Annotated in this window: 16 protein-coding genes and 1 other annotated feature; of the genes, 12 read left to right on the forward strand and 4 right to left on the reverse strand. The window is 38.9% G+C overall.

Annotated features, from left to right (window positions below):
* Positions 1-94: 94 nt before the first annotated feature.
* Positions 95-1,366 carry a replication-associated recombination protein A gene (locus tag ACE1TI_RS08120; protein ID WP_375007079.1) on the reverse strand — a complete coding sequence of 424 codons (1,272 nt, stop codon included), beginning with the start codon at positions 1,364-1,366 and terminating at the stop codon, positions 95-97.
* A gap of 213 nt (positions 1,367-1,579) precedes the next feature.
* On the opposite strand from ACE1TI_RS08120, the gene ACE1TI_RS08125 reads away from it, so the two are divergent.
* From ACE1TI_RS08125 to ACE1TI_RS08160, 8 genes are all read left to right on the forward strand, one after another.
* Positions 1,580-2,281, forward strand: coding sequence for a YczE/YyaS/YitT family protein (locus ACE1TI_RS08125; protein ID WP_375007080.1), 702 nt, complete (start codon positions 1,580-1,582; stop codon positions 2,279-2,281).
* Positions 2,214-2,633 (forward strand): cysteine metabolism transcriptional regulator CymR, encoded by a 420-nt coding sequence (gene cymR / locus ACE1TI_RS08130; protein WP_375007081.1) that lies wholly within the window; start codon positions 2,214-2,216, stop codon positions 2,631-2,633. Before ACE1TI_RS08125 ends, cymR begins: the two co-directional genes overlap by 68 nt.
* Before the next feature lie 30 nt (positions 2,634-2,663).
* Positions 2,664-3,806 carry a cysteine desulfurase family protein gene (locus ACE1TI_RS08135; RefSeq protein WP_375007082.1) on the forward strand — a complete coding sequence of 381 codons (1,143 nt, stop codon included), beginning with the start codon at positions 2,664-2,666 and terminating at the stop codon, positions 3,804-3,806.
* 16 nt (positions 3,807-3,822) lie between these two features.
* Positions 3,823-4,941: a tRNA 2-thiouridine(34) synthase MnmA gene (mnmA, locus tag ACE1TI_RS08140; protein WP_375007083.1), complete on the forward strand. Its 1,119-nt coding sequence runs from the start codon at positions 3,823-3,825 to the stop codon at positions 4,939-4,941.
* Positions 4,942-5,005: 64 nt separating this feature from the next.
* A complete protein-coding gene (locus ACE1TI_RS08145; RefSeq protein WP_375007084.1) occupies positions 5,006-5,665 on the forward strand; it encodes a tetratricopeptide repeat protein in 660 nt (219 codons plus the stop codon).
* Positions 5,666-5,680: 15 nt separating this feature from the next.
* Positions 5,681-7,975 (forward strand): SF1B family DNA helicase RecD2, encoded by a 2,295-nt coding sequence (gene recD2, locus ACE1TI_RS08150; RefSeq protein ID WP_375007085.1) that lies wholly within the window; start codon positions 5,681-5,683, stop codon positions 7,973-7,975.
* A 499-nt stretch (positions 7,976-8,474) separates the two neighbouring features.
* Positions 8,475-8,666, forward strand: coding sequence for a hypothetical protein (locus ACE1TI_RS08155; RefSeq protein WP_375007086.1), 192 nt, complete (start codon positions 8,475-8,477; stop codon positions 8,664-8,666).
* Positions 8,667-9,085: 419 nt separating this feature from the next.
* A complete protein-coding gene (locus ACE1TI_RS08160; RefSeq protein WP_375007087.1) occupies positions 9,086-10,162 on the forward strand; it encodes an AI-2E family transporter in 1,077 nt (358 codons plus the stop codon).
* Here the strand turns inward: ACE1TI_RS08160 and ACE1TI_RS08165 are convergent.
* The 3 genes from ACE1TI_RS08165 to ACE1TI_RS08175 form a co-directional block, all read right to left on the reverse strand.
* Positions 10,140-11,051 (reverse strand): proline dehydrogenase family protein, encoded by a 912-nt coding sequence (locus ACE1TI_RS08165; protein WP_375007088.1) that lies wholly within the window; start codon positions 11,049-11,051, stop codon positions 10,140-10,142. The genes ACE1TI_RS08160 and ACE1TI_RS08165 overlap by 23 nt on opposite strands.
* 65 nt (positions 11,052-11,116) lie before the next feature.
* Positions 11,117-12,667 carry an L-glutamate gamma-semialdehyde dehydrogenase gene (pruA, locus tag ACE1TI_RS08170; protein ID WP_375007089.1) on the reverse strand — a complete coding sequence of 517 codons (1,551 nt, stop codon included), beginning with the start codon at positions 12,665-12,667 and terminating at the stop codon, positions 11,117-11,119.
* 156 nt (positions 12,668-12,823) lie between these two features.
* On the reverse strand, positions 12,824-14,209 hold the full coding sequence (locus ACE1TI_RS08175; protein ID WP_375007090.1) for a sigma-54 interaction domain-containing protein: 1,386 nt from the start codon (positions 14,207-14,209) through the stop codon (positions 12,824-12,826).
* Positions 14,210-14,396: 187 nt separating this feature from the next.
* Positions 14,397-14,596, forward strand: a binding site (T-box leader).
* A 262-nt stretch (positions 14,597-14,858) separates the two neighbouring features.
* On the opposite strand from ACE1TI_RS08175, the gene alaS reads away from it, so the two are divergent.
* The 4 genes from alaS to ACE1TI_RS08195 all read left to right on the forward strand — a co-directional run bounded on the left by alaS (position 14,859) and on the right by ACE1TI_RS08195 (position 18,601).
* Positions 14,859-17,498, forward strand: coding sequence for an alanine--tRNA ligase (gene alaS, locus ACE1TI_RS08180; protein WP_375007091.1), 2,640 nt, complete (start codon positions 14,859-14,861; stop codon positions 17,496-17,498).
* 108 nt (positions 17,499-17,606) lie between these two features.
* Entirely contained in the window at positions 17,607-17,879 is a 273-nt protein-coding gene (locus ACE1TI_RS08185) for an IreB family regulatory phosphoprotein (protein ID WP_375007092.1), read from the forward strand.
* On the forward strand, positions 17,876-18,292 hold the full coding sequence (gene ruvX / locus ACE1TI_RS08190; protein WP_375007093.1) for a Holliday junction resolvase RuvX: 417 nt from the start codon (positions 17,876-17,878) through the stop codon (positions 18,290-18,292). The genes ACE1TI_RS08185 and ruvX overlap by 4 nt, the downstream gene beginning before the upstream one ends.
* A gap of 21 nt (positions 18,293-18,313) precedes the next feature.
* Positions 18,314-18,601 (forward strand): DUF1292 domain-containing protein, encoded by a 288-nt coding sequence (locus tag ACE1TI_RS08195; RefSeq protein WP_375007094.1) that lies wholly within the window; start codon positions 18,314-18,316, stop codon positions 18,599-18,601.
* Positions 18,602-18,782: the final 181 nt, after the last annotated feature.

An 18,782-nucleotide genomic window follows, 5' to 3' on the forward strand; every position in this document is an offset into this window, starting at 1 on the left:
CTAGTAAAAATGAAGTGAAAGCGATGGAATTTTCTTTGAAAGGAAATAAAGATAAAGGGAGTGGTGATGCCGGACTAAAACAAAGTCCGGCCTATTATTTATGTTTTAGGTTATGGTAAATTTCTGATAAAGAGCGTTCAAATTTGCTAGTATCTTTTGGAGTATAATATTCGTCATGTAGAAGAGCATCTGGAAGGTATTGTTGGGGAAGCCAGCCCCTGGGATCATTATGGGGATATTGATATGCTGTCCCTCTTCCTAAATTTTTGGCACCTTTATAATGAGAATCTTTTAAATGCAAAGGTATTTCTGGTGTACCTTTTTCAAGAAGTCTTTCTCTTGCTTTGTCTAAAGCTTTATAAGCACTATTAGACTTAGGGGAAAGACATAGTTCTACAACTACAGCGGCCAACGGGATTCTGGCTTCCGGCAATCCTAGTCGTTCTGCAGCCTCGACTGCTGCTAAAGCCCGAGGACCTGCTTGCGGGCTGGCAACACCTATGTCTTCGTAGGCAGTAACAATTAACCGCCGGCCAATACTAATTAGGTCACCCGCTTCAATTAACCTAGAAAGATAATGAAGTGCACCATTTACATCGCTACCTCGAATTGATTTTTGAAATGCTGATAATACATCATAATGGGCATCTCCATCTTTATCATGTTGAAAGCTTTTCTTTTGGATACACTCTTCTGCTGTTGGTAAATCAATGAAGATAATACCTTCTTCATTTTTAGGAGTGGAAAGCACAGCTAATTCCAGGGCATTTAAAGCAGTGCGCATGTCGCCGCCGCTGGCAGCAGCAAGGTGTGCTGCTGCTTTTTCAGTTAATTCAGCAGGATAGGCCCCCAATCCATTTTCCTTATTTTTCAATGCTCGATATAGAGCTTCAGTAATTTCATCTGATGTTAAATGATGCAGTTCAAATATTTGACAGCGGCTGCGAATAGCTGGGTTAATGGAGTGGTACGGATTTGCTGTAGTAGCTCCTATTAAAATAATTAGACCCCTTTCAAGATGCGGCAGCAAAAAGTCTTGTTTTGTTTTATCTAACCGGTGAACTTCATCCATAATGACGATTAGCTGATTAGATATCTTTGCTTCTTCTACAGCGATTTCCATGTCTTTTTTATTATGAACCACAGCATTCATGAGTTTATAAGGGGTATCTGTACTTCCTGCAATGGCAGAGGCGATAGAAGTTTTTCCAGTGCCTGGAGGTCCATATAAAATCATGGAAGAGAGTTTTTTTGTTTCAACCATTCTTCTGAGCAGTTTTCCTTTATTAAGCAAATGATGTTGTCCGATAACATCATCAATCGTATGTGGCCGTAATCTATATGCCAGAGGCTGCTGCTGATTCATTATGGAAATCTCCTTTTTATATTTTTATGGAACATCAGTTCTAGTATATCAGACAAACTGTCTGAGACATAGGCACAAAGAAATTGAGACATAACCAGTAAGCTCCTGTCATGCAAAAATGTTTGTTTTCATGCTATAATGGCACATGATTGGAAAGTAAACGTATTATTTTACAAAGTGTTATCTTTAGATAAAATAGAGAGCAGGGAAATAATGGAGAGAACTTTCGCTAGTGGAGAACACCTTTTTTCAAGGTGGCTTATTTTTATAGCAGGACTAATGATTATGTCATTTGGCATCGCTATGATGATTAGAGCAGAATTAGGAAGCGCTCCATGGGATGTCCTTCATATTGGGCTTCAAAGTCAACTGGGATTGACGGTTGGCACATGGAGCATTATAATTGGAATTTTTATAATAGGGACGACCTCCCTTTTGCTAAAAGAATTGCCGCAGGCTGGCGGCATAGTTAACATGGTTCTTGTAGGAGTGTTTATAGATATATTTTTATTTTTATTATCCACCCCTGACTTATTTTTTATGAAGCTTTTAATGCTTTTAACAGGGATAATAATAATAGGGTATGGGATAGGAATTTATATCGCCCCGGAATGCGGTGCGGGTCCAAGAGACAGTCTTATGATTGCTCTTCAGGAGAAAACAGGCTGGAAAGTATCCCGGGTTCGGGGAATAATGGAAATAACAGTTTTAACAGCAGGATGGCTGTTAGGAGGCCCAGTTTTTCTTGGGACCATACTATTTTGTTTTGGCATAGGCCAAGTCGTTGGTTTTGCCTTGCCGCAATGCAGAAAGCTTGTTCATCGATTTATTGAAAGAGGTGTAAATAGTGAAAATATCAACCAAGGGACGGTACGGACTAACTATAATGATGGCATTAGCAAAAAAATACGGTGAGGGTCCTGTATCATTAAAATCTATTGCAAAAGAACACTCTTTATCTGAACATTACCTTGAGCAGTTGATTGCTCCTCTAAGGAACGCTATTTTAGTAAAAAGTGTTCGAGGAGCTTATGGCGGTTATATGCTGTCAAAAGCACCATCTGAAATAACGGCCGGGGATATCATACGAGTACTTGAGGGGCCGATTAGTCCTGTGGAAGTCTTAGATGATGAAGAACCGGCCAAGCGGGATTTATGGATAAAAATAAGAGATGCAGTAAAAGATGTTCTTGACAGCACGACGTTAGAAGATCTTGCTTCTTATGAAGGAGAAGATGATCACGAATATTATATGTTTTATATTTGATGGGAAAGCACTGTAGGACGGTGAAAATACGTGAAAAATATATATGCAGATCATGCTGCAACGACTCCGGTTCATCCAGAGGCAGCAAAAGTAATGATGGATGTCATGCAGGATAATTTTGGAAACCCTTCTAGTATACACACTTTTGGACGAAAAGCGCGTCAGCAGTTAGACAGAGCCCGAGAACAGCTGGCTCATACAATTGATGCCTCACCTGATGAAATAGTGTTCACAAGCGGGGGTACAGAGGCAGATAACCTGGCTATTATTGGTTATGCTGAAGCAAATAAAGAACGCGGTAATCATATTATTACGACAAAAATTGAACATCATGCGGTCCTTCATACTTGTGAGAAGCTGGAAAGACTGGGTTTTAAAATTACTTATCTCCCTGTAAACAAAGAAGGCTTTGTTCAATTTGAAGAGCTGAAAGAGGCCATAACAGATGACACAATCTTAATTACTATTATGCACGGGAATAATGAAGTAGGGACAGTGCAGCCAATTTCACAAATAGCTGACCTGGCCACTGAAAATAATATTGCATTTCATACAGATGCGGTTCAAACCTATGGATTAGTTCCTTTGAATGTAGAAAAGATACCTGTAACAATGGTATCTGTGTCTTCTCATAAAATTAACGGTCCAAAAGGAGCCGGATTTTTGTATGTAAAAAAAGGAACGAAGCTGACTCCTTTTTTAACAGGAGGAGAACAAGAGAAAAAGCGAAGGGCAGGAACGGAAAACCTTGCTGCTGCAGCAGGATTTGCAAAAGCTGCAGAAATAGCATTCGAAGAAAGAGAGAGCCGGTTTAATTTTTATAAATCATTAAGCGGCCATTTCTTAGAAGCTTTACAATCTGAAGAGGTTCCTTTTGAAGTAAACGGGCCAGCTGCAGGTAAACTGCCCCATATTACAAATATTTTTTTGCCGAATATTCAAGTAGAGTCCTTCCTGGTTCATTTGGACCTCAGTGGAATAGCAGCGTCAAGCGGCTCGGCATGTACTGCCGGGTCCGTTGAACCTTCTCATGTACTAAGTGCAATGTTTGCCGATCCGAAACGGGCTGCTTCTTCTGTAAGGTTCAGCTTTGGAAAAGATAATACTGTGGATCAAATGAAATATATGGCAGCCGAAATAAGAAAAATAATGGCTCGTATAACAACTGTTTAAGAAAGGAGGAAAAAGTATGTCTGTAGAAAAAAAACCTGAAGATACCAGAGTTATTGTAGGGATGTCAGGCGGAGTGGATTCTTCGGTGACCGCAGCACTATTAAAAGATCAAGGCTATGAAGTGATTGGTATTTTTATGAAAAATTGGGACGATACGGACGAAAATGGTGTTTGTACGGCCACCGAAGATTACGATGACGTTATCAAAGTTTGTAATCAGCTTGAAATTCCTTATTATGCGGTTAATTTTGAACAAAAATATTGGGATCATGTTTTCACTTACTTTCTAGATGAATATAAAGCAGGAAGAACACCTAATCCCGATGTAATGTGCAACAAAGAAATTAAGTTTAAAGCTTTTCTTGATCATGCCATGTCTCTAGGGGCGGATTATCTTGCTACTGGTCATTATGCGAGAGTACAAAGAGAAGTAGACGGAACTGTATCTATGCTTCGCGGCGTAGATAACAACAAAGATCAAACGTATTTTTTGAACCAATTAAATCAAGAGCAGCTTCAAAAAGTGATGTTCCCGCTTGGCCAGTTGACGAAAAAAGAAGTAAGAGCTATTGCTGAAGAAAAAGGTCTTGCTACAGCCGGAAAAAAAGACAGCACTGGTATCTGTTTTATCGGTGAACGAAACTTTAAAAACTTTTTGAAGTCATACTTGCCAGCACAGCCGGGTCAAATGGTTACACCTCAGGGAGAAGTGAAAGGAACACACGACGGCCTGATGTACTATACACTGGGCCAAAGACAGGGATTAGGAATTGGCGGGTCAGGAGAACCTTGGTTTGTTGTAGATAAAAATTTAGAAGACAACACTTTAATAGTGGGACAAGGTTTTCATCACCCCGGTCTTTATTCAGAAGGACTTTTCGCATCTCATATGAACTGGATAAACGGGGAGGAAAGAATTAAGCCTTTTTCCTGCACAGCAAAATTTCGTTATCGCCAATCGGACCAGGAAGTCGTTGTATATCCTGGCGAAAACGGCATAAGAAAAATAATGTTTAAAACTTCGCAGCGTGCGATCACACCTGGTCAATCTGTTGTATTATATGATGGAGATATCTGTCTTGGAGGCGGAACAATAGAAGAAGCAATAAAAATCCGGGAAAGCGTAGATTCGTAATACGTTTTCCCTTTTGCTTTTCAAATGAGTTCAACGTTAGGATGTAAGCAGGAGAGTGATGATAATGGGTACAAATGAAAAAGCAATGGACGCTATACAAAATGGTGATTTAGAAAAGGCTGCGGAACTGTTAAATGCAGCCGTTGAAGAGCAGCCGGATGATCCAGTCGCTTATATTAATTTTGGAAACCTGTTGGCTGAAATGGGTGAAAGCGAAAAAGCCCTTAATTTTTTCCAAAAAGCGTTAAATTTAGATAATAACGCGGCTGCAGCCTACTATGGAGCAGGGAATGTATTATATAATGCAGAAAAATATGCTGAAGCTGTTACGATGTATCAGCAAGCACATAGAGCAGGCTTGGACGATGAAAGTCTGCACTACATGATGGGGATGTCATATATGCAATCAGGAAGACTTCCTCATGCGCAGGCCTCCTTACAAAGAGCTTTAGAATGTAACCCGGAGGATACGGATGCAAGGTTTTATTATGGACTTTGTTTAGCCCGCTCTCAACAGATTGATGAAGCAGTTCCTCATTTTGAAAGAGTAGTAAAAGAAGATGAACAGCATGCGGATGCTTACTACAATTTAGGGGTTGCCAGCATGCATAAAGACAAGTTAAAAGAAGCAATTTCTTATTTTGATAAAGCGATCGAGCAGCAGCCTGACCACATGTTAGCCCTCAATGGGAAAGAACAAGCAAAAAAATTTCTTGAAAAATAATCCGGAGGTTTCTGTATGGCAAGTGTTCCTTACGAGAGCGATTCCTTACCTGAATCGTTTATAAGCGGCACAGTGGTCCACATTATTTTTAGAAATGAAGAAAACGGTTATACCGTTTTAATCGTAAAAGTAAAAAAGTCCAATCCAAAAATAGATGAGAAAAAAGTTACTGTTGTAGGTTATTTTCCTTCAATAGATACAGACGAACGATATTTCTTTGAAGGTGCTTTTAAAGAACATCCGCGTTTTGGTAAGCAATACCAGGTACAAACGTATAAAAAAGAAATACCTACAGAAAAAGACGCGATTATTGCTTATCTTTCAAGTGACCGTTTTCCCGGTATTGGAGAAAAAACAGCCGCCGTATTAGTGGAAAATTTTGGACAAAACGTCATTGAAAAAGTTTTAGATAATCCAGATAATCTTAAGAAAATAAATGGTTTAAATCAAAAGAAACGAAAAAACATTTATCAAGCAATGCTCGAAAACCAGGGAATGGAGCAGGCAATGACCACACTGACACGCTATGGTTTTGGAATGGAGCTTGCTGTCAAAATATATAATGCTTATCGAGAACGCACCTTTGATATTATCCAGGATACACCTTATCAGTTAGTCTGGGATATCGAAGGAGTAGGATTTTATAAGGCAGATAAACTAGGCAAAAGTCTTGGCATCAAGCGGGATGATCCCGAACGAGTGAAGGCAGGAATGCTGTATATTTTGTACGAAAAAACCATGCAGGATGGCCATGTTTATATTCCCTGGTCTCTTCTTATGCAGGAAGCAAAGTCTTTATTAAACGACCCTAACAATAAAATGAGTGATGAATTACTAGAGTCAGCATTGCTTCAGCTTGCCGAAGAAGACAAATTAATTCAGGAAGAAAACAGGGTCTATATGGCTTCTCTATATTTTGCAGAAAAAGGGTTTGTTACAAAGATTAAAAAAATGCTCGAGAGAGAAGAAGCAGGGACTTTTTCTGAAGCTGAGTTTTTAAAGGCACTTGGTGAAACAGAAGAACAATATGGAATTGAGTACGCGGATCAGCAAAAAGAAGCCATACAGAAGGCAATTCATTCATCGTTAATGATATTAACAGGCGGTCCAGGAACAGGGAAAACTACGGTGATTAGAGCAATAGTTGAGATTTTTTCCAAACTGCATGGCTTTTCCCTCGACCGCTCTTCTTATAAAAAAGAAGAGCCATTTCCGGTTTTGCTGGCAGCTCCAACTGGCCGGGCTGCAAAGCGTATGAAGGAGTCAACAGGTCTTCAAGCAAGCACTATTCATAAATTGCTGGGGTATAATGGAGTAAATGGAGACGAAGCATTTGCAAAAGATGAAGAAGAGCCTTTAGAAGGTAAACTACTTATTGTTGATGAAGTTTCCATGGTAGATATGTGGCTTGCAAATCAGTTATTTCGCTCTATACCAGAAGATATGCAAGTTATATTAGTTGGAGACGAAGATCAGCTCCCTTCTGTAGGTCCAGGACAGGTTTTAGGGAATCTTCTTGAAACCAATATTGTTCCTATCGTTTCATTGTCCGTTGTTTACAGACAAGCAGAAGGTTCATCTATCATTAACCTTGCTCATTCGATAAAAAAAGGCGAGCTTCCTAATGATTTAATGACCCCCTTTGAAGACCGCCGCTTTTTCATATGTAATAAAATGCAAACAGCAGATGTTGTTAAAAAAGTTTGTGAAGGGGCAATTAAAAAGGGTTATTCCCCATTAGAAATTCAGGTGCTTGCACCTATGTACAAAGGACCTGCTGGAGTGGATGTATTAAACAAAACACTTCAAAATCTTTATAATCCTCCTAAAAAAAAGAAAAGGAAAGTAACGTTCGGGGAAATGACGTACTCCAAGGGTGATGTGATTCTTCAATTAATTAATAACCCTGAGGAAGAAGTATTTAATGGGGACCGCGGCGTAGTAGAAGCTATTATTGAAGCTAACGAAACCACTGATAAACAAATGAAGATTGTTTTATCCTTTGAAGGTAAAGAAGTTACGTATACAAGGCAGGACCTTAATCAGATAACACTTGCATATTGTACTTCAATCCATAAATCGCAAGGAAGCGAATTCCCAATAGTTGTAGTTCCTATGCTTATGTCTTATAAAAGAATGCTGCAGCGTAATTTGCTGTATACTGCCATTACAAGAGCACGGGATTATTTAATATTGTGCGGGGAGAGAAGTGCTGTTGAATTCGCTGTCAAAAATAAACATAAGGATGAAAGATATACTACATTAAAAGAAAAGCTTTTAGAAAAGGAAAATGTTTCATCTCATGAATAAAGAAATGGAAACACAAATTAGTATTATCCAAACGAAAAGCTAGTCTTTATATTTAGATAAGAAAGTTAAAAATTTTTGCACGTTGCTGTCTAACTTCAGCGCCCAGCCTCTCGGAGGCCCAAGACGGTTTAAGGAACTTTTGCTAGAATCGCGAACATCGTGTTCGCAACGCAAAAGTCAGCACATCCTGTGCAAGCCAGTTCGACGTTGTCACAGGACGTGACGTTCTTAGTCGAACATCCTTTAGGACCCTTCTGCTAAATGCGCACACGTCGACGCACAGGACGTGGTGTTTTTGGTGATGAAAGTGCAACGCAGAAGTCACCACATCCTGTGGAAGTAAGAGCGCCTTTTATTGCCTGGAGAACATTTACCCGTCGAGGCTGACATGGGCGCTTGCGTTTTTTCTTGTAAGTATATTCTTCAAAAAGCTGGGACATAATGGATAACAACTTTTCGTGTTTACGAAACAAATTACGAAAAAGGGAAGGTTATCTATATGGAATGTCCCTATTGCAAAACGAAAAATACAGGTAAAATAGGTGCAGAACATTATTATTGCTGGGAATGTTTTGTTGAATGGACGATGGAAAACGGAGAGTATACTCTTTATCAAGTGGAAGAAGACGGTACGCTTTGTTGTTTGGATGATTTATTCGGAAAGAATTGGTATTCCGAGCGCGAAGGGTGATGATATCTATGAGGAGGAGCCGCAATATTTGGACATCGCTTGCTGTAGCAGGAATTACATCAGCAGCAGCAGGGATGATAAGGCGCTGTAATCGCCGTAATTTCTCTGTCTACCAGTTATGGAGTCAGTCTCAGCGCTGGGTAAAGACATTGAGAAAAAGGTGGAATAAAGGAATATATCAATGATAGGGTAAGCTGCATTTATGGGCCCCTCATAAGTGCAGTCTTTTTATATACTGTTACTCCATTAAACGGTGGTACACCGAGTTTTCCTAATAAATAATACAGATACTAATCTGGTAAACATGAATAGAAATTTAAAAATCTCGGGAAACCAGCAAGGTTAACTGGAAATTCATCTTTTACTAACATAAATATTTGCCTTATACCTCATCCTATGAAGAAGGAGGGGGTATTTTTATGGTAAAAGGAAAGGAATGGATATGGCTTCAGCGTCTTTTGCTAATAGCTGTTTTTCTTTTCATTATATATTTATTAAGTTTGCTGAAACCAATTTGGTCTTCCTTTTTAAATGTTGCTGGAAAAGTAATGCTTCCTTTTGTTATCGCTGCTATTATTGCTTATTTACTTCACCCTGTGATTGATTTTCTACAAAAGCGTCATATACCTAGAGCACTTTCTATTTTATTTGTCTATGTGGTGTTTTTTGGAGGAGGTGCATGGTTTGTTTGGTATTTTAGTCCAGTATTGTACAACCAGATTGAAAAGTTTACACGATATCTTCCGGAATATTTCGAACAATTATATACACTCTTTTCCAATCTGCATCATCGAATTGATACTCTTCCTCCTGCCATTCATAATACGATTGAGTTAGCGTTTGATCAAACAGAAACAAAACTGGGAGATAGTATGAAAGGCTTAATAAATAAATGGAGAAATATTGTAGAATTTATTGTTCTTCTTCTGCTGCTTCCATTTCTGGTGTTTTACCTGTTAAAGGATTTGAAGGCAATTGAAAGAACAATAAAGCGTTTTGTTCCCAGCAAATGGAGAGACGAAGGAGAATTGCTTGCAGGAGCAGTTGATGAAGCACTTGGAGATTATATAAGAGGCCAGTTCATGGTTGCTGGAGCAGTCGGGCTTCTATCTGCTTTAGGTTTATGGATTATAAATATTCCGAATGCCATTTTGCTTGGTTTGTTTATAGCTATTACAGACATTATCCCTTATTTTGGCCCAATATTGGGAGCTGCTCCTGCATTAATGGCAGCTGCTTCTATCTCTACAAGCAAATTGATTATAACGATTATTCTCTTATTTGTTATTCAGCAAATAGAAGGAAATTTTTTATCTCCTTACGTTGTTGGCAGAAATGTTCATTTACATCCATTAGTAATTGTTTTTGCTCTATTGTTAGGATTTGAATTAGCTGGCTTTATCGGACTTTTTATAGCAGTACCATTATTTGTTGTGATAAATAATATTTTCCATACATTTAAGCAGCGGAAAGTTACTTTAAAAAGAACCCCTTAAATGCAAAAGCGACATTTTGGGGCCTTTCAGCCAAGCGCCTCATAAAATAACCATACCAATCATTTCCAAATGGGACATAAGTTCTAAAATGATATCCTTCATTTACTAATTGCTTTTGCATATCTACTCGAAAACCATAAAGCATTTGGAATTCAAACAAGTCTCTTGGAATATTGTTTTCTTTAACGAATTGTTTCGTTTGGTTAATGATGTTATGGTCGTGGGTTGCTATCGCCGTATAACTTCCATTGCAAAGATGCTGTTTAATAATTTTAATAAAATTATTGTCGATGTCTTGCTTATTTTGTAAAGCAACTTCTGGAGGTTCTCTGTATGCTCCTTTAACAAGACGCAGTGGAATTCCTTTTAATGCTTCAACATCATCAGCAGCACGGTGTAAATATGCTTGTATGACTGTACCTACGTTGTCATGTTTTTTTCGCAGTTCATTTAATATATCGATAGTCAGCTGATAATGACTATAATCTTCCATGTCAATCCTAACAAATATATTATATTGATCAGCAGCAGAAAGAATTTTAACCATGTTATCCATACATAAATTCTGGTTAATATCAAGGCCAAGCTGGGTCAATTTTAAGGATAGGTTGCAATTAACTTTTTCTTCAGCAATCGCATCCAACGTTTTAATACAATAATCCGCTGACTTTAATGCTTCCGTTTTTTCTGTGACAAATTCACCAAGATGGTCTACCGTACACATTATCCCCTTCTGGTTTAATTTACGTACGGCCTCCATTGCGCTTGGAATATCTTCTCCAGCTACTACACTGGAAGCTCCTAACTTTAACCCCCAACGTTTTGCACTTTTGTTTAAGGTACGGTTTTTAGAAAGAAATAGGAAGAAATTTCTGGAAACATTTTTCATTTTTATCTTCCTTCCCTAATATGTCTCTCCGCGAACTTTATAAGCCGCGGAGAGAAGGATACGATCTAAAATTGATCAGTTACAGTTTTCGGCTGCATGAACATGAGAAGGTAATCTGGTCCTCCGGCTTTAGAATCTGTACCGGACATGTTAAAACCTCCAAAAGGCTGATATCCTACAATAGCAGCTGTACAGCCTCTGTTAAAATAAAGGTTGCCTACGTGGAATTCCTCACGTGCTTTTTCTAAATGGGCGCGATTGTTAGAAATCACCGCGCCTGTTAACCCGTATTCCGTGTTATTTGCAATGTCTAAAGCTTCTTGAAAGCTTTGGGCTTTGGAAAAGGCGACAACAGGACCGAATATTTCCTCTTGCATTAGCCTTGCATCAGGTGAAAGATCTGCAAAAACGGTTGGTCTTACAAAGTAGCCGTCCGCTGCATTACCTTCTCCTCCAGCCATTAATCTGCCTTCGGATTTGCCTATATCAATATACTTCATTACTTTATCGTGTGCCGCCTGATCGTTTAATGGCCCCATGAAATTATTAAAATCTTGCGGTGTACCAACTGTAAGCTCTTTCGTTTTTGCTGCTGTTTTTTCTAACACTTCATCATAAAGCTCCTTATGAACCACTGCTCTAGAACAAGCAGAACATTTTTGACCGGAAAAACCAAAAGCAGAATATATAATGGAATCAACTGCTACATTTACATCGGCCTCTTTATCAACGATAATCGTATCTTTACCGCCCATTTCAATGCTGCAGCGTTTAAGCCATATTTGACCTGGCTGTACTTTCGCTGCTTTTTCATAGATGCTGATTCCAACTTCTTTTGAACCGGTAAAGTTAACAAATCTAGTTTTTGGATGTTCTACTAAATAGTCACCGATCTCAGCGCCGCTTCCCGGAATAAAATTCACAACGCCTGCAGGCATACCGCCTTCTTCCAGAGCCTCCATAAATTTGTAAGCTATTACAGGTGTCGTGCTCGCTGGTTTTAGTAAAACAGTATTACCACACACCATAGGCCCTACAGTAGTGCCTGCCATAATAGCAAATGCGAAATTCCATGGAGAAATGGTCACGCCAACTCCTAACGGTATATACGTAAATGTATTATTTTCTACCTTTTCGCGGCTGTGTATGGGCATGCCGTCTTTTAAGCGAAGCATTTGCCTTCCGTAATATTCCAGGAAATCAATTGCTTCTGCTGTATCAGCATCTGCTTCCTTCCATGGTTTTCCTGCTTCATATACAAGATAGGCTGAAAACTCATGTTTTCTTCGTCTTACGATAGCAGCTGAGCGGAAAAGAACGTTTGCTCGAGCTTCGGCGGACCATTTTTTCCAAGTCTCAAATACTTCCCAGGCTTTTTTCATAGCTGATTCTGCATGTTCCTTCGTAGCTTTAGAAACATATCCAACCACTTCTTTTTTGTTTGCAGGGTTTTCTGAGAATATTTTGTCTTCTGTTGTTATACGTTCCCCGCCAATAATAAGAGGATATTCTTGCCCTAATTGAGATTTGACATGCCCAAGTGCTTTTTCAAAAGCCTGCCGATTATTTAAGTCAGAAAAATCTGTAAACGGTTCGTGCTTATAATCCCAAACCATTTTATCACCTCTCTGAAAATTCTAACCATTTATAATGCAAAAACTGTGCCAATTCTAAAAAGTTGAGATGTAGTCATACAAACAAAAATAAAACAAAAAAGTGCAAAAAATTTTGCACTTAATATGAAAAATATTTTGCACTCCTTGCTGTATTCATTATTTCAGCTGAAACTTTTCCATTCTATATTGAAGACTTTGTCTGCTAATCCCAAGGTCTTTAGCGGTACGCATTATATTGTAATTGTTTTTGGATAAAGATTGTTTGATTATAGTAAGCTCTGTTTTATATAACCTATCTCGAAGAGATTCGCCTTTTTCTAAAGATTTTTCCTGATTTTCATTAAATGTATGATCCATTTCAGAAAGTTCTGTTTTATTACGAAAATGAGGGGGAAGATGGGCTGCAGTAATGGTATTTTCTTCAAGCACCATATTCATAGCGCCTTCAATCACATGTTCAAGTTCCCGAATATTTCCAGGCCACAAATATTGATTGAAAATTTCTTTCACTTCGTGATCTATCTTTAGAACTTGCATTTGAAAATACTGGTTATACTTACTTATAAATGAATCTGCTAACTCTGGTATATCGGATAATCGTTCTCTTAAAGGAGGGATGAAGAGAGTTACGACTCCAAGTCGATAGTAAAGGTCTTTACGGAGACGCTTGTGTGTAATTGCATCAAGCGGGTCTTCATTTATTGTAGCTATGATGCGAACATCAATAGGGCGTTCCTTATTATCTCCAATTCTCTTTATCTTTCTTTCTTGGATCACCCTAAGCAGCTTTGCTTGCAGTGAAGTGGGCAGGGTGTTAATTTCATCTAACATTAAGGTTCCGCCTTCTGCTTCTTCAAATAATCCAGAACGTTCAACAGCGCCGGTGAACGCACCTTTTACTGTTCCAAACAGTAAACTTTCAATTAATGTTTCAGGGAGGGCCGCACAGTTTTGGGAAATATACGGTCCGCTTCGGCTGCTTCCATTATGAATACTTTGGGCGAACAATTCTTTTCCCGTTCCTGTTTCCCCTACCAAAAGGATAGAAGACGAAGTTCTAGTAGCTTTCTTAGCATTTTCCTTTACTTCACGAATAGCAGAAGAAGAACCAATTAAACTTTCAAATGTATAACGAGTATCTGTGCGGCGTATGATGCTGTCTCTTCGCATTTTTTCGAGCTGGGTAACATCTGTTGCGATCTCAGCAGCTGCAATCGTTTGCCCTTTTTCTTTTATTGGAAAGGTATGATTGACCGTAGTAATTTCATCTCCTTTATTATTGTAATAGGTTTGTTTTTTATTTTTTATCGTTTTATTATTGTAGAGAGCTTGAAACAAGCGGCTGTCACGTTTATCTTTAAAAGGGAAGACTTCTGTTATAGGTTTATCGGAAAAATCTTCAATAGTCATTGATTCAATCACCCTCATTTTTGTGTTATAAATAATAGGCGTTTCCGATCTATCAATAACTCTGATGCCAAGATCCATTTTATCAAGAAGCGTTTCATACACGATTAGGGGAGTGGAATGATTGAAGTTCATATAAGGGTTCCCTCCTTACGGTAATTACTCTTAACTTAAGTATAAGGAATTTGACAGACGGAGTCATTTTTTATAATGTTAAGAAAGCATAATATTTTATTAGATAAAAACAGAAAAATAACTGCAAATTTTCGCTGTTAAGTCTTGAATGTAAACTAAGATATCAATAGAAGGAAAATTTAAATGAAAAAATATGATGATGGGAAAAGTACGCTAAAGCCCTCTGAACAGAGACCGTTTTACTTGGCTGAAATAAAACGGCAGAGAAGAGTAGCAGAAAGCTGGCCCGGAGTGCAGTTAATACCTGCCGTGAACCGCGTTAAGGATATAAGTTGACAGGCTTAGCCTGTAAACAGGGTGGTACCGCGAATTAACTTCGTCCCTGCACCAGGGGACGGAGTTTTTTAATTGTTTAGGAAATTATGTTTTTACAAGTTGTGGATACTATCTCCATATTGTTTGATCCGCGTCTAGCTTCAGCGCCCAGCCTCTCGGGGTTAAATAACCTCCAGTCATGAAAGGCAAAGAACGCCTTTCATGACTGGAGAACATTTACCTGTCGAGGCCGAACAGGGCGCTTGCGCTTTTGTTCTGCGATAAAATAAAACATGAAATGTTTATAATAATTATAATTTAGGAGGAATAAAGCATGAAAGTTTATACGTCTGCAGAAGTAAGACAGATGTTTTTAAATTTTTTTAAGGAAAAAGAGCACTCCATTGAGCCGAGCGCTTCATTAGTTCCTCATGAAGATCCTACTCTTTTATGGATTAACAGCGGGGTTGCTACGTTAAAAAAGTATTTTGATGGAAGAGTTGTTCCAGAAAATCCGCGAATTGTAAATGCCCAAAAATCTATACGCACAAATGATATAGAGAATGTTGGAAAAACTGCAAGACACCATACGTTTTTTGAAATGCTTGGGAATTTTTCCATTGGCGACTATTTTAAAAAAGAAGCGATTGAATGGGCATGGGAATTTTTAACAAGTAAAAATTGGATTGGATTTGAAAAAGATAGACTATCAGTAACTGTACACCCAGAAGACGATGAGGCTTATGATTATTGGAAAAATGAGATTGGACTGCCGGAAGAACGGATTATTCGTTTAGAGGAAAACTTTTGGGATATTGGTGAAGGGCCGAGTGGGCCAAATACCGAAATCTTTTATGACCGCGGTCCCGAATATGGAGATAACTCCCAGGACCCGGAACTATACCCTGGAGGAGAGAACGAAAGATACCTTGAAATTTGGAACCTGGTGTTTTCTCAATTTAATCATAATCCTGATGACACCTATACGCCGCTTCCTAAGAAAAATATTGATACCGGTATGGGATTAGAAAGAATCGTTTCCGTTATCCAAGATGCGAAAACTAATTATGATACAGATTTATTTTTACCTATTATGAGAAAAGTAGAAAACATAACAGGTCTTGCTTACGGAACCTCTGAAGAAAAAGATGTAGCTTTTAAAGTCATCGCAGACCATATCCGCACTGTCAGCTTTGCCGTGGGAGATGGAGCGTTACCGTCTAACGAAGGCAGAGGTTATGTGTTAAGACGTTTATTAAGAAGAGCTGTACGATACGCAAAGCTTATTGGCATTGAACGTCCCTTTATGTACGAATTAGTTCCCGTAGTTGGAGAAATTATGGAAGATTACTACCCAGAAGTGAAGAACAAAGAAGCGTTTATTCAAAAAGTGATAAAAAATGAAGAGGAACGTTTCCATGAAACGTTAAGCGAAGGACTAGCTATTTTATCAGAAATAATGAGAAAAGCAGAAGAAGCCGGTACTTCTGTTATTTCTGGAAAAGATGTGTTTCGTCTATATGATACGTATGGTTTTCCTGTGGACCTTACAGAAGAATACGTTACGGAGAATGGCTTCGCTATCGACACGGAAGAGTTTGAAAAAGAAATGCAGGCTCAGCGTGAGCGGGCACGGGCAGCTCGTAAGGACGATGGTTCCATGCAAACACAGGATGCTGTGTTTGCTGATATAAAAGAAGACAGTCAATTTATCGGTTATGATTCTCTTCGGACTGATGCTGTCGTACAGGTTATCGTTCATGAAAAAGAGAAAGTAGATACTATATCTGCTGGCAAAACAGCAAAGATCATTCTTGACCAAACTCCTTTTTATGCTGAAAGTGGGGGACAGGTTCCTGATAAAGGTATAATATTTAATGAAAATGCAGAAGCAAAGGTGACCGATGTTCAAAAAGCGCCAAACGGTCAGCATTTGCATACAGTTGAAATAGTCAGCGGCTCGCTTAGAACTGGTTCTGCTGTGAAAGCAGTAGTAGAAGAGAGAGGACGGGTCGATATTGTAAAAAACCATACAGCTACTCATCTGCTTCACCAGGCATTAAAAGATGTTTTAGGGGATCATGTGAACCAAGCGGGATCACTGGTGTCAGAAGAGCGTCTACGGTTTGATTTTTCTCATTTTGGGCAAGTGAAACAAGAGGAGTTAGATCAAATTGAGGAAATTGTAAATGAAAAAGTTTGGAGAGCTATTCCCGTAACCATTGAACAGAAAAAATTCGAAGAAGCTAAAGCGATGGGGGCTATGGCTTTATTTGGAGAAAAATATGGTGACAAAGTCCGAGTTGTCCAAGTAGGGGATTATAGTATTGAACTGTGCGGAGGCTGTCATGTAAATAATACAGCCGAAGTGGGGATATTTAAGATTGTTTCAGAAGCAGGAATCGGAGCAGGAGTCCGAAGAATTGAAGCAGTAACAGGTCAAAAAGCATACGAATTTATGAATGAACAAATGAATGTTTTAAAAGAAACAGGTAATAAACTAAAAGCAAAATCACTAAAGGATGTACCGAAGCGAGTAGAGGCTTTACAACAGCAAATCCGTGACTTGCAGCGTGAAAATGAATCCCTTAATGCGAAAATTGGAAACATGGAGGCAGGAAATCTTCTTGATAATGTACAAGTAGTAGACGGCGTTAATGTGATCGCACAAAAAGTCTCGGCTGCAGATATGGATGGGCTTCGTAACACAGTAGACGAACTTAAACAAAAACTGGAATCAGGTATAGTTGTATTAGGGGCAGTAAATAACGGAAAAGTAAACCTTGTAGCTGGGGTTACCAAAGATTTAACTGACCAAGGATACAAAGCAGGAACAATTGTTAAAGAAACAGCTTCCATCTGCGGAGGCGGAGGCGGAGGCCGTCCAGATATGGCTCAAGCTGGCGGGAAAAACCCAGATAAACTTTCAGAGGCATTAAGCGCCGTAGCAGATATTGTTAAATCCATTTCCTAAACGGGAATAATTGGTGTACAATAAGGGCAAGATGTTGAAAGCATTGGGCTGTAAATATGATAAACGTCCATATAAATAAATGCAGTTATTATTGAGGAGGTGTATGGTATGGGTTCAAACGACAACACCATGAAATTTAATGTTCAGGATGACTCCATAGATGCAGATGCCCGTGAAGTGCTGTTTACAGTTTACCAGGCACTTGAAGAAAAAGGATATAACCCAATTAATCAAATTGTAGGTTATTTGTTGTCCGGTGATCCTGCATACATTCCGAGATATAAAGATGCCCGTACTCTCATCCGAAAGCTTGAAAGAGATGAGTTGATTGAAGAATTAGTAAGGTCTTATTTGCAAGAGCACGGGAAGGAGAAGGAATGAAAGTATTAGCCTTAGATGTTGGCATGAAACGAATAGGGGTGGCCGTTTCAGATGAGTTAAGATGGACCGCCCAGGGCCTGGAAACGATCCATATTAAAGGAAACAGTCCCCAGGAAGCTTTTGGCCGGATTGCAGAATTAATGGAAGAGCATGAAGCTTCTGAAGTGGTAGTAGGGCTTCCTAAGAATATGAATGGAACCATAGGACCGCGTGGAGAACAATGCCAGCAATTTGCCAAGCACCTTGAAGAAGAGCTTCGTGTGCCAGTTCATATGTATGATGAACGTCTGACCACACAAGCAGCTGAACGAACCCTTATTGAAGCTGATATGAGTAGAAAGAAAAGAAAAAAAGTAGTAGATAAGATGGCTGCGGTAATGATATTACAAGGATATCTTGATTTAAACCAATAAAATACCGATGGAGGTGTACGAATGGCTCAAGAAGAAAACGAGCGAATTGTCATTCCTGATGAAGAAGGCAATGAACATCTTTTTGATGTACTGTTTACCTTTGATGTAGATGAAACCGGGAAGTCATACATGGTTTTGACTGATGCTGGTGAGAATGAAGACGAAGAAGAAGTAGAAGTGTTTGCTTTTCGTTTTGAAGATGAAGGGGAAAAAGAATCAGATATCTCATTATTCCCAATCGAAACAGATGAAGAGTGGGATATGGTAGAAGAAATGATTGAGACATTCAGCTCAGGTGAGATGGAATAAAATAATAAAAATGACTGCCTTAAAAGAGAAGTACCCTCTTTAAGGCAGTTTTTATGGCTCTATTATAATTGTTGGGGTATGAAAAAATTTAGACATAAAAAAACACGCAAGCTCCAAAATCCTTTACACTTGAATTGTCCAAGAAACAAGAAAAAGATTGGAGTTGCGTGTAGATGCATTT

Source organism: Alteribacillus sp. JSM 102045 (assembly GCF_041949975.1).
Lineage (GTDB): Bacteria > Bacillota > Bacilli > Bacillales > Marinococcaceae > Alteribacillus.

Bases quoted from the DNA above. Each gene is read 5' to 3' on its own strand.
- ACE1TI_RS08120 (WP_375007079.1), bottom strand. From the start codon at position 1,366: ATGAATCAGCAGCAGCCTCTGGCATATAGATTACGGCCACATACGATT.
- ACE1TI_RS08125 (WP_375007080.1), top strand. From the start codon at position 1,580: ATGGAGAGAACTTTCGCTAGTGGAGAACACCTTTTTTCAAGGTGGCTT.
- mnmA (WP_375007083.1), top strand. From the start codon at position 3,823: ATGTCTGTAGAAAAAAAACCTGAAGATACCAGAGTTATTGTAGGGATG.
- ACE1TI_RS08145 (WP_375007084.1), top strand. From the start codon at position 5,006: ATGGGTACAAATGAAAAAGCAATGGACGCTATACAAAATGGTGATTTA.
- recD2 (WP_375007085.1), top strand. From the start codon at position 5,681: ATGGCAAGTGTTCCTTACGAGAGCGATTCCTTACCTGAATCGTTTATA.
- ACE1TI_RS08155 (WP_375007086.1), top strand. From the start codon at position 8,475: ATGGAATGTCCCTATTGCAAAACGAAAAATACAGGTAAAATAGGTGCA.
- ACE1TI_RS08160 (WP_375007087.1), top strand. From the start codon at position 9,086: ATGGTAAAAGGAAAGGAATGGATATGGCTTCAGCGTCTTTTGCTAATA.
- ACE1TI_RS08165 (WP_375007088.1), bottom strand. From the start codon at position 11,051: ATGAAAAATGTTTCCAGAAATTTCTTCCTATTTCTTTCTAAAAACCGT.
- pruA (WP_375007089.1), bottom strand. From the start codon at position 12,667: ATGGTTTGGGATTATAAGCACGAACCGTTTACAGATTTTTCTGACTTA.
- ACE1TI_RS08175 (WP_375007090.1), bottom strand. From the start codon at position 14,209: ATGAACTTCAATCATTCCACTCCCCTAATCGTGTATGAAACGCTTCTT.
- alaS (WP_375007091.1), top strand. From the start codon at position 14,859: ATGAAAGTTTATACGTCTGCAGAAGTAAGACAGATGTTTTTAAATTTT.
- ACE1TI_RS08185 (WP_375007092.1), top strand. From the start codon at position 17,607: ATGGGTTCAAACGACAACACCATGAAATTTAATGTTCAGGATGACTCC.
- ruvX (WP_375007093.1), top strand. From the start codon at position 17,876: ATGAAAGTATTAGCCTTAGATGTTGGCATGAAACGAATAGGGGTGGCC.
- ACE1TI_RS08195 (WP_375007094.1), top strand. From the start codon at position 18,314: ATGGCTCAAGAAGAAAACGAGCGAATTGTCATTCCTGATGAAGAAGGC.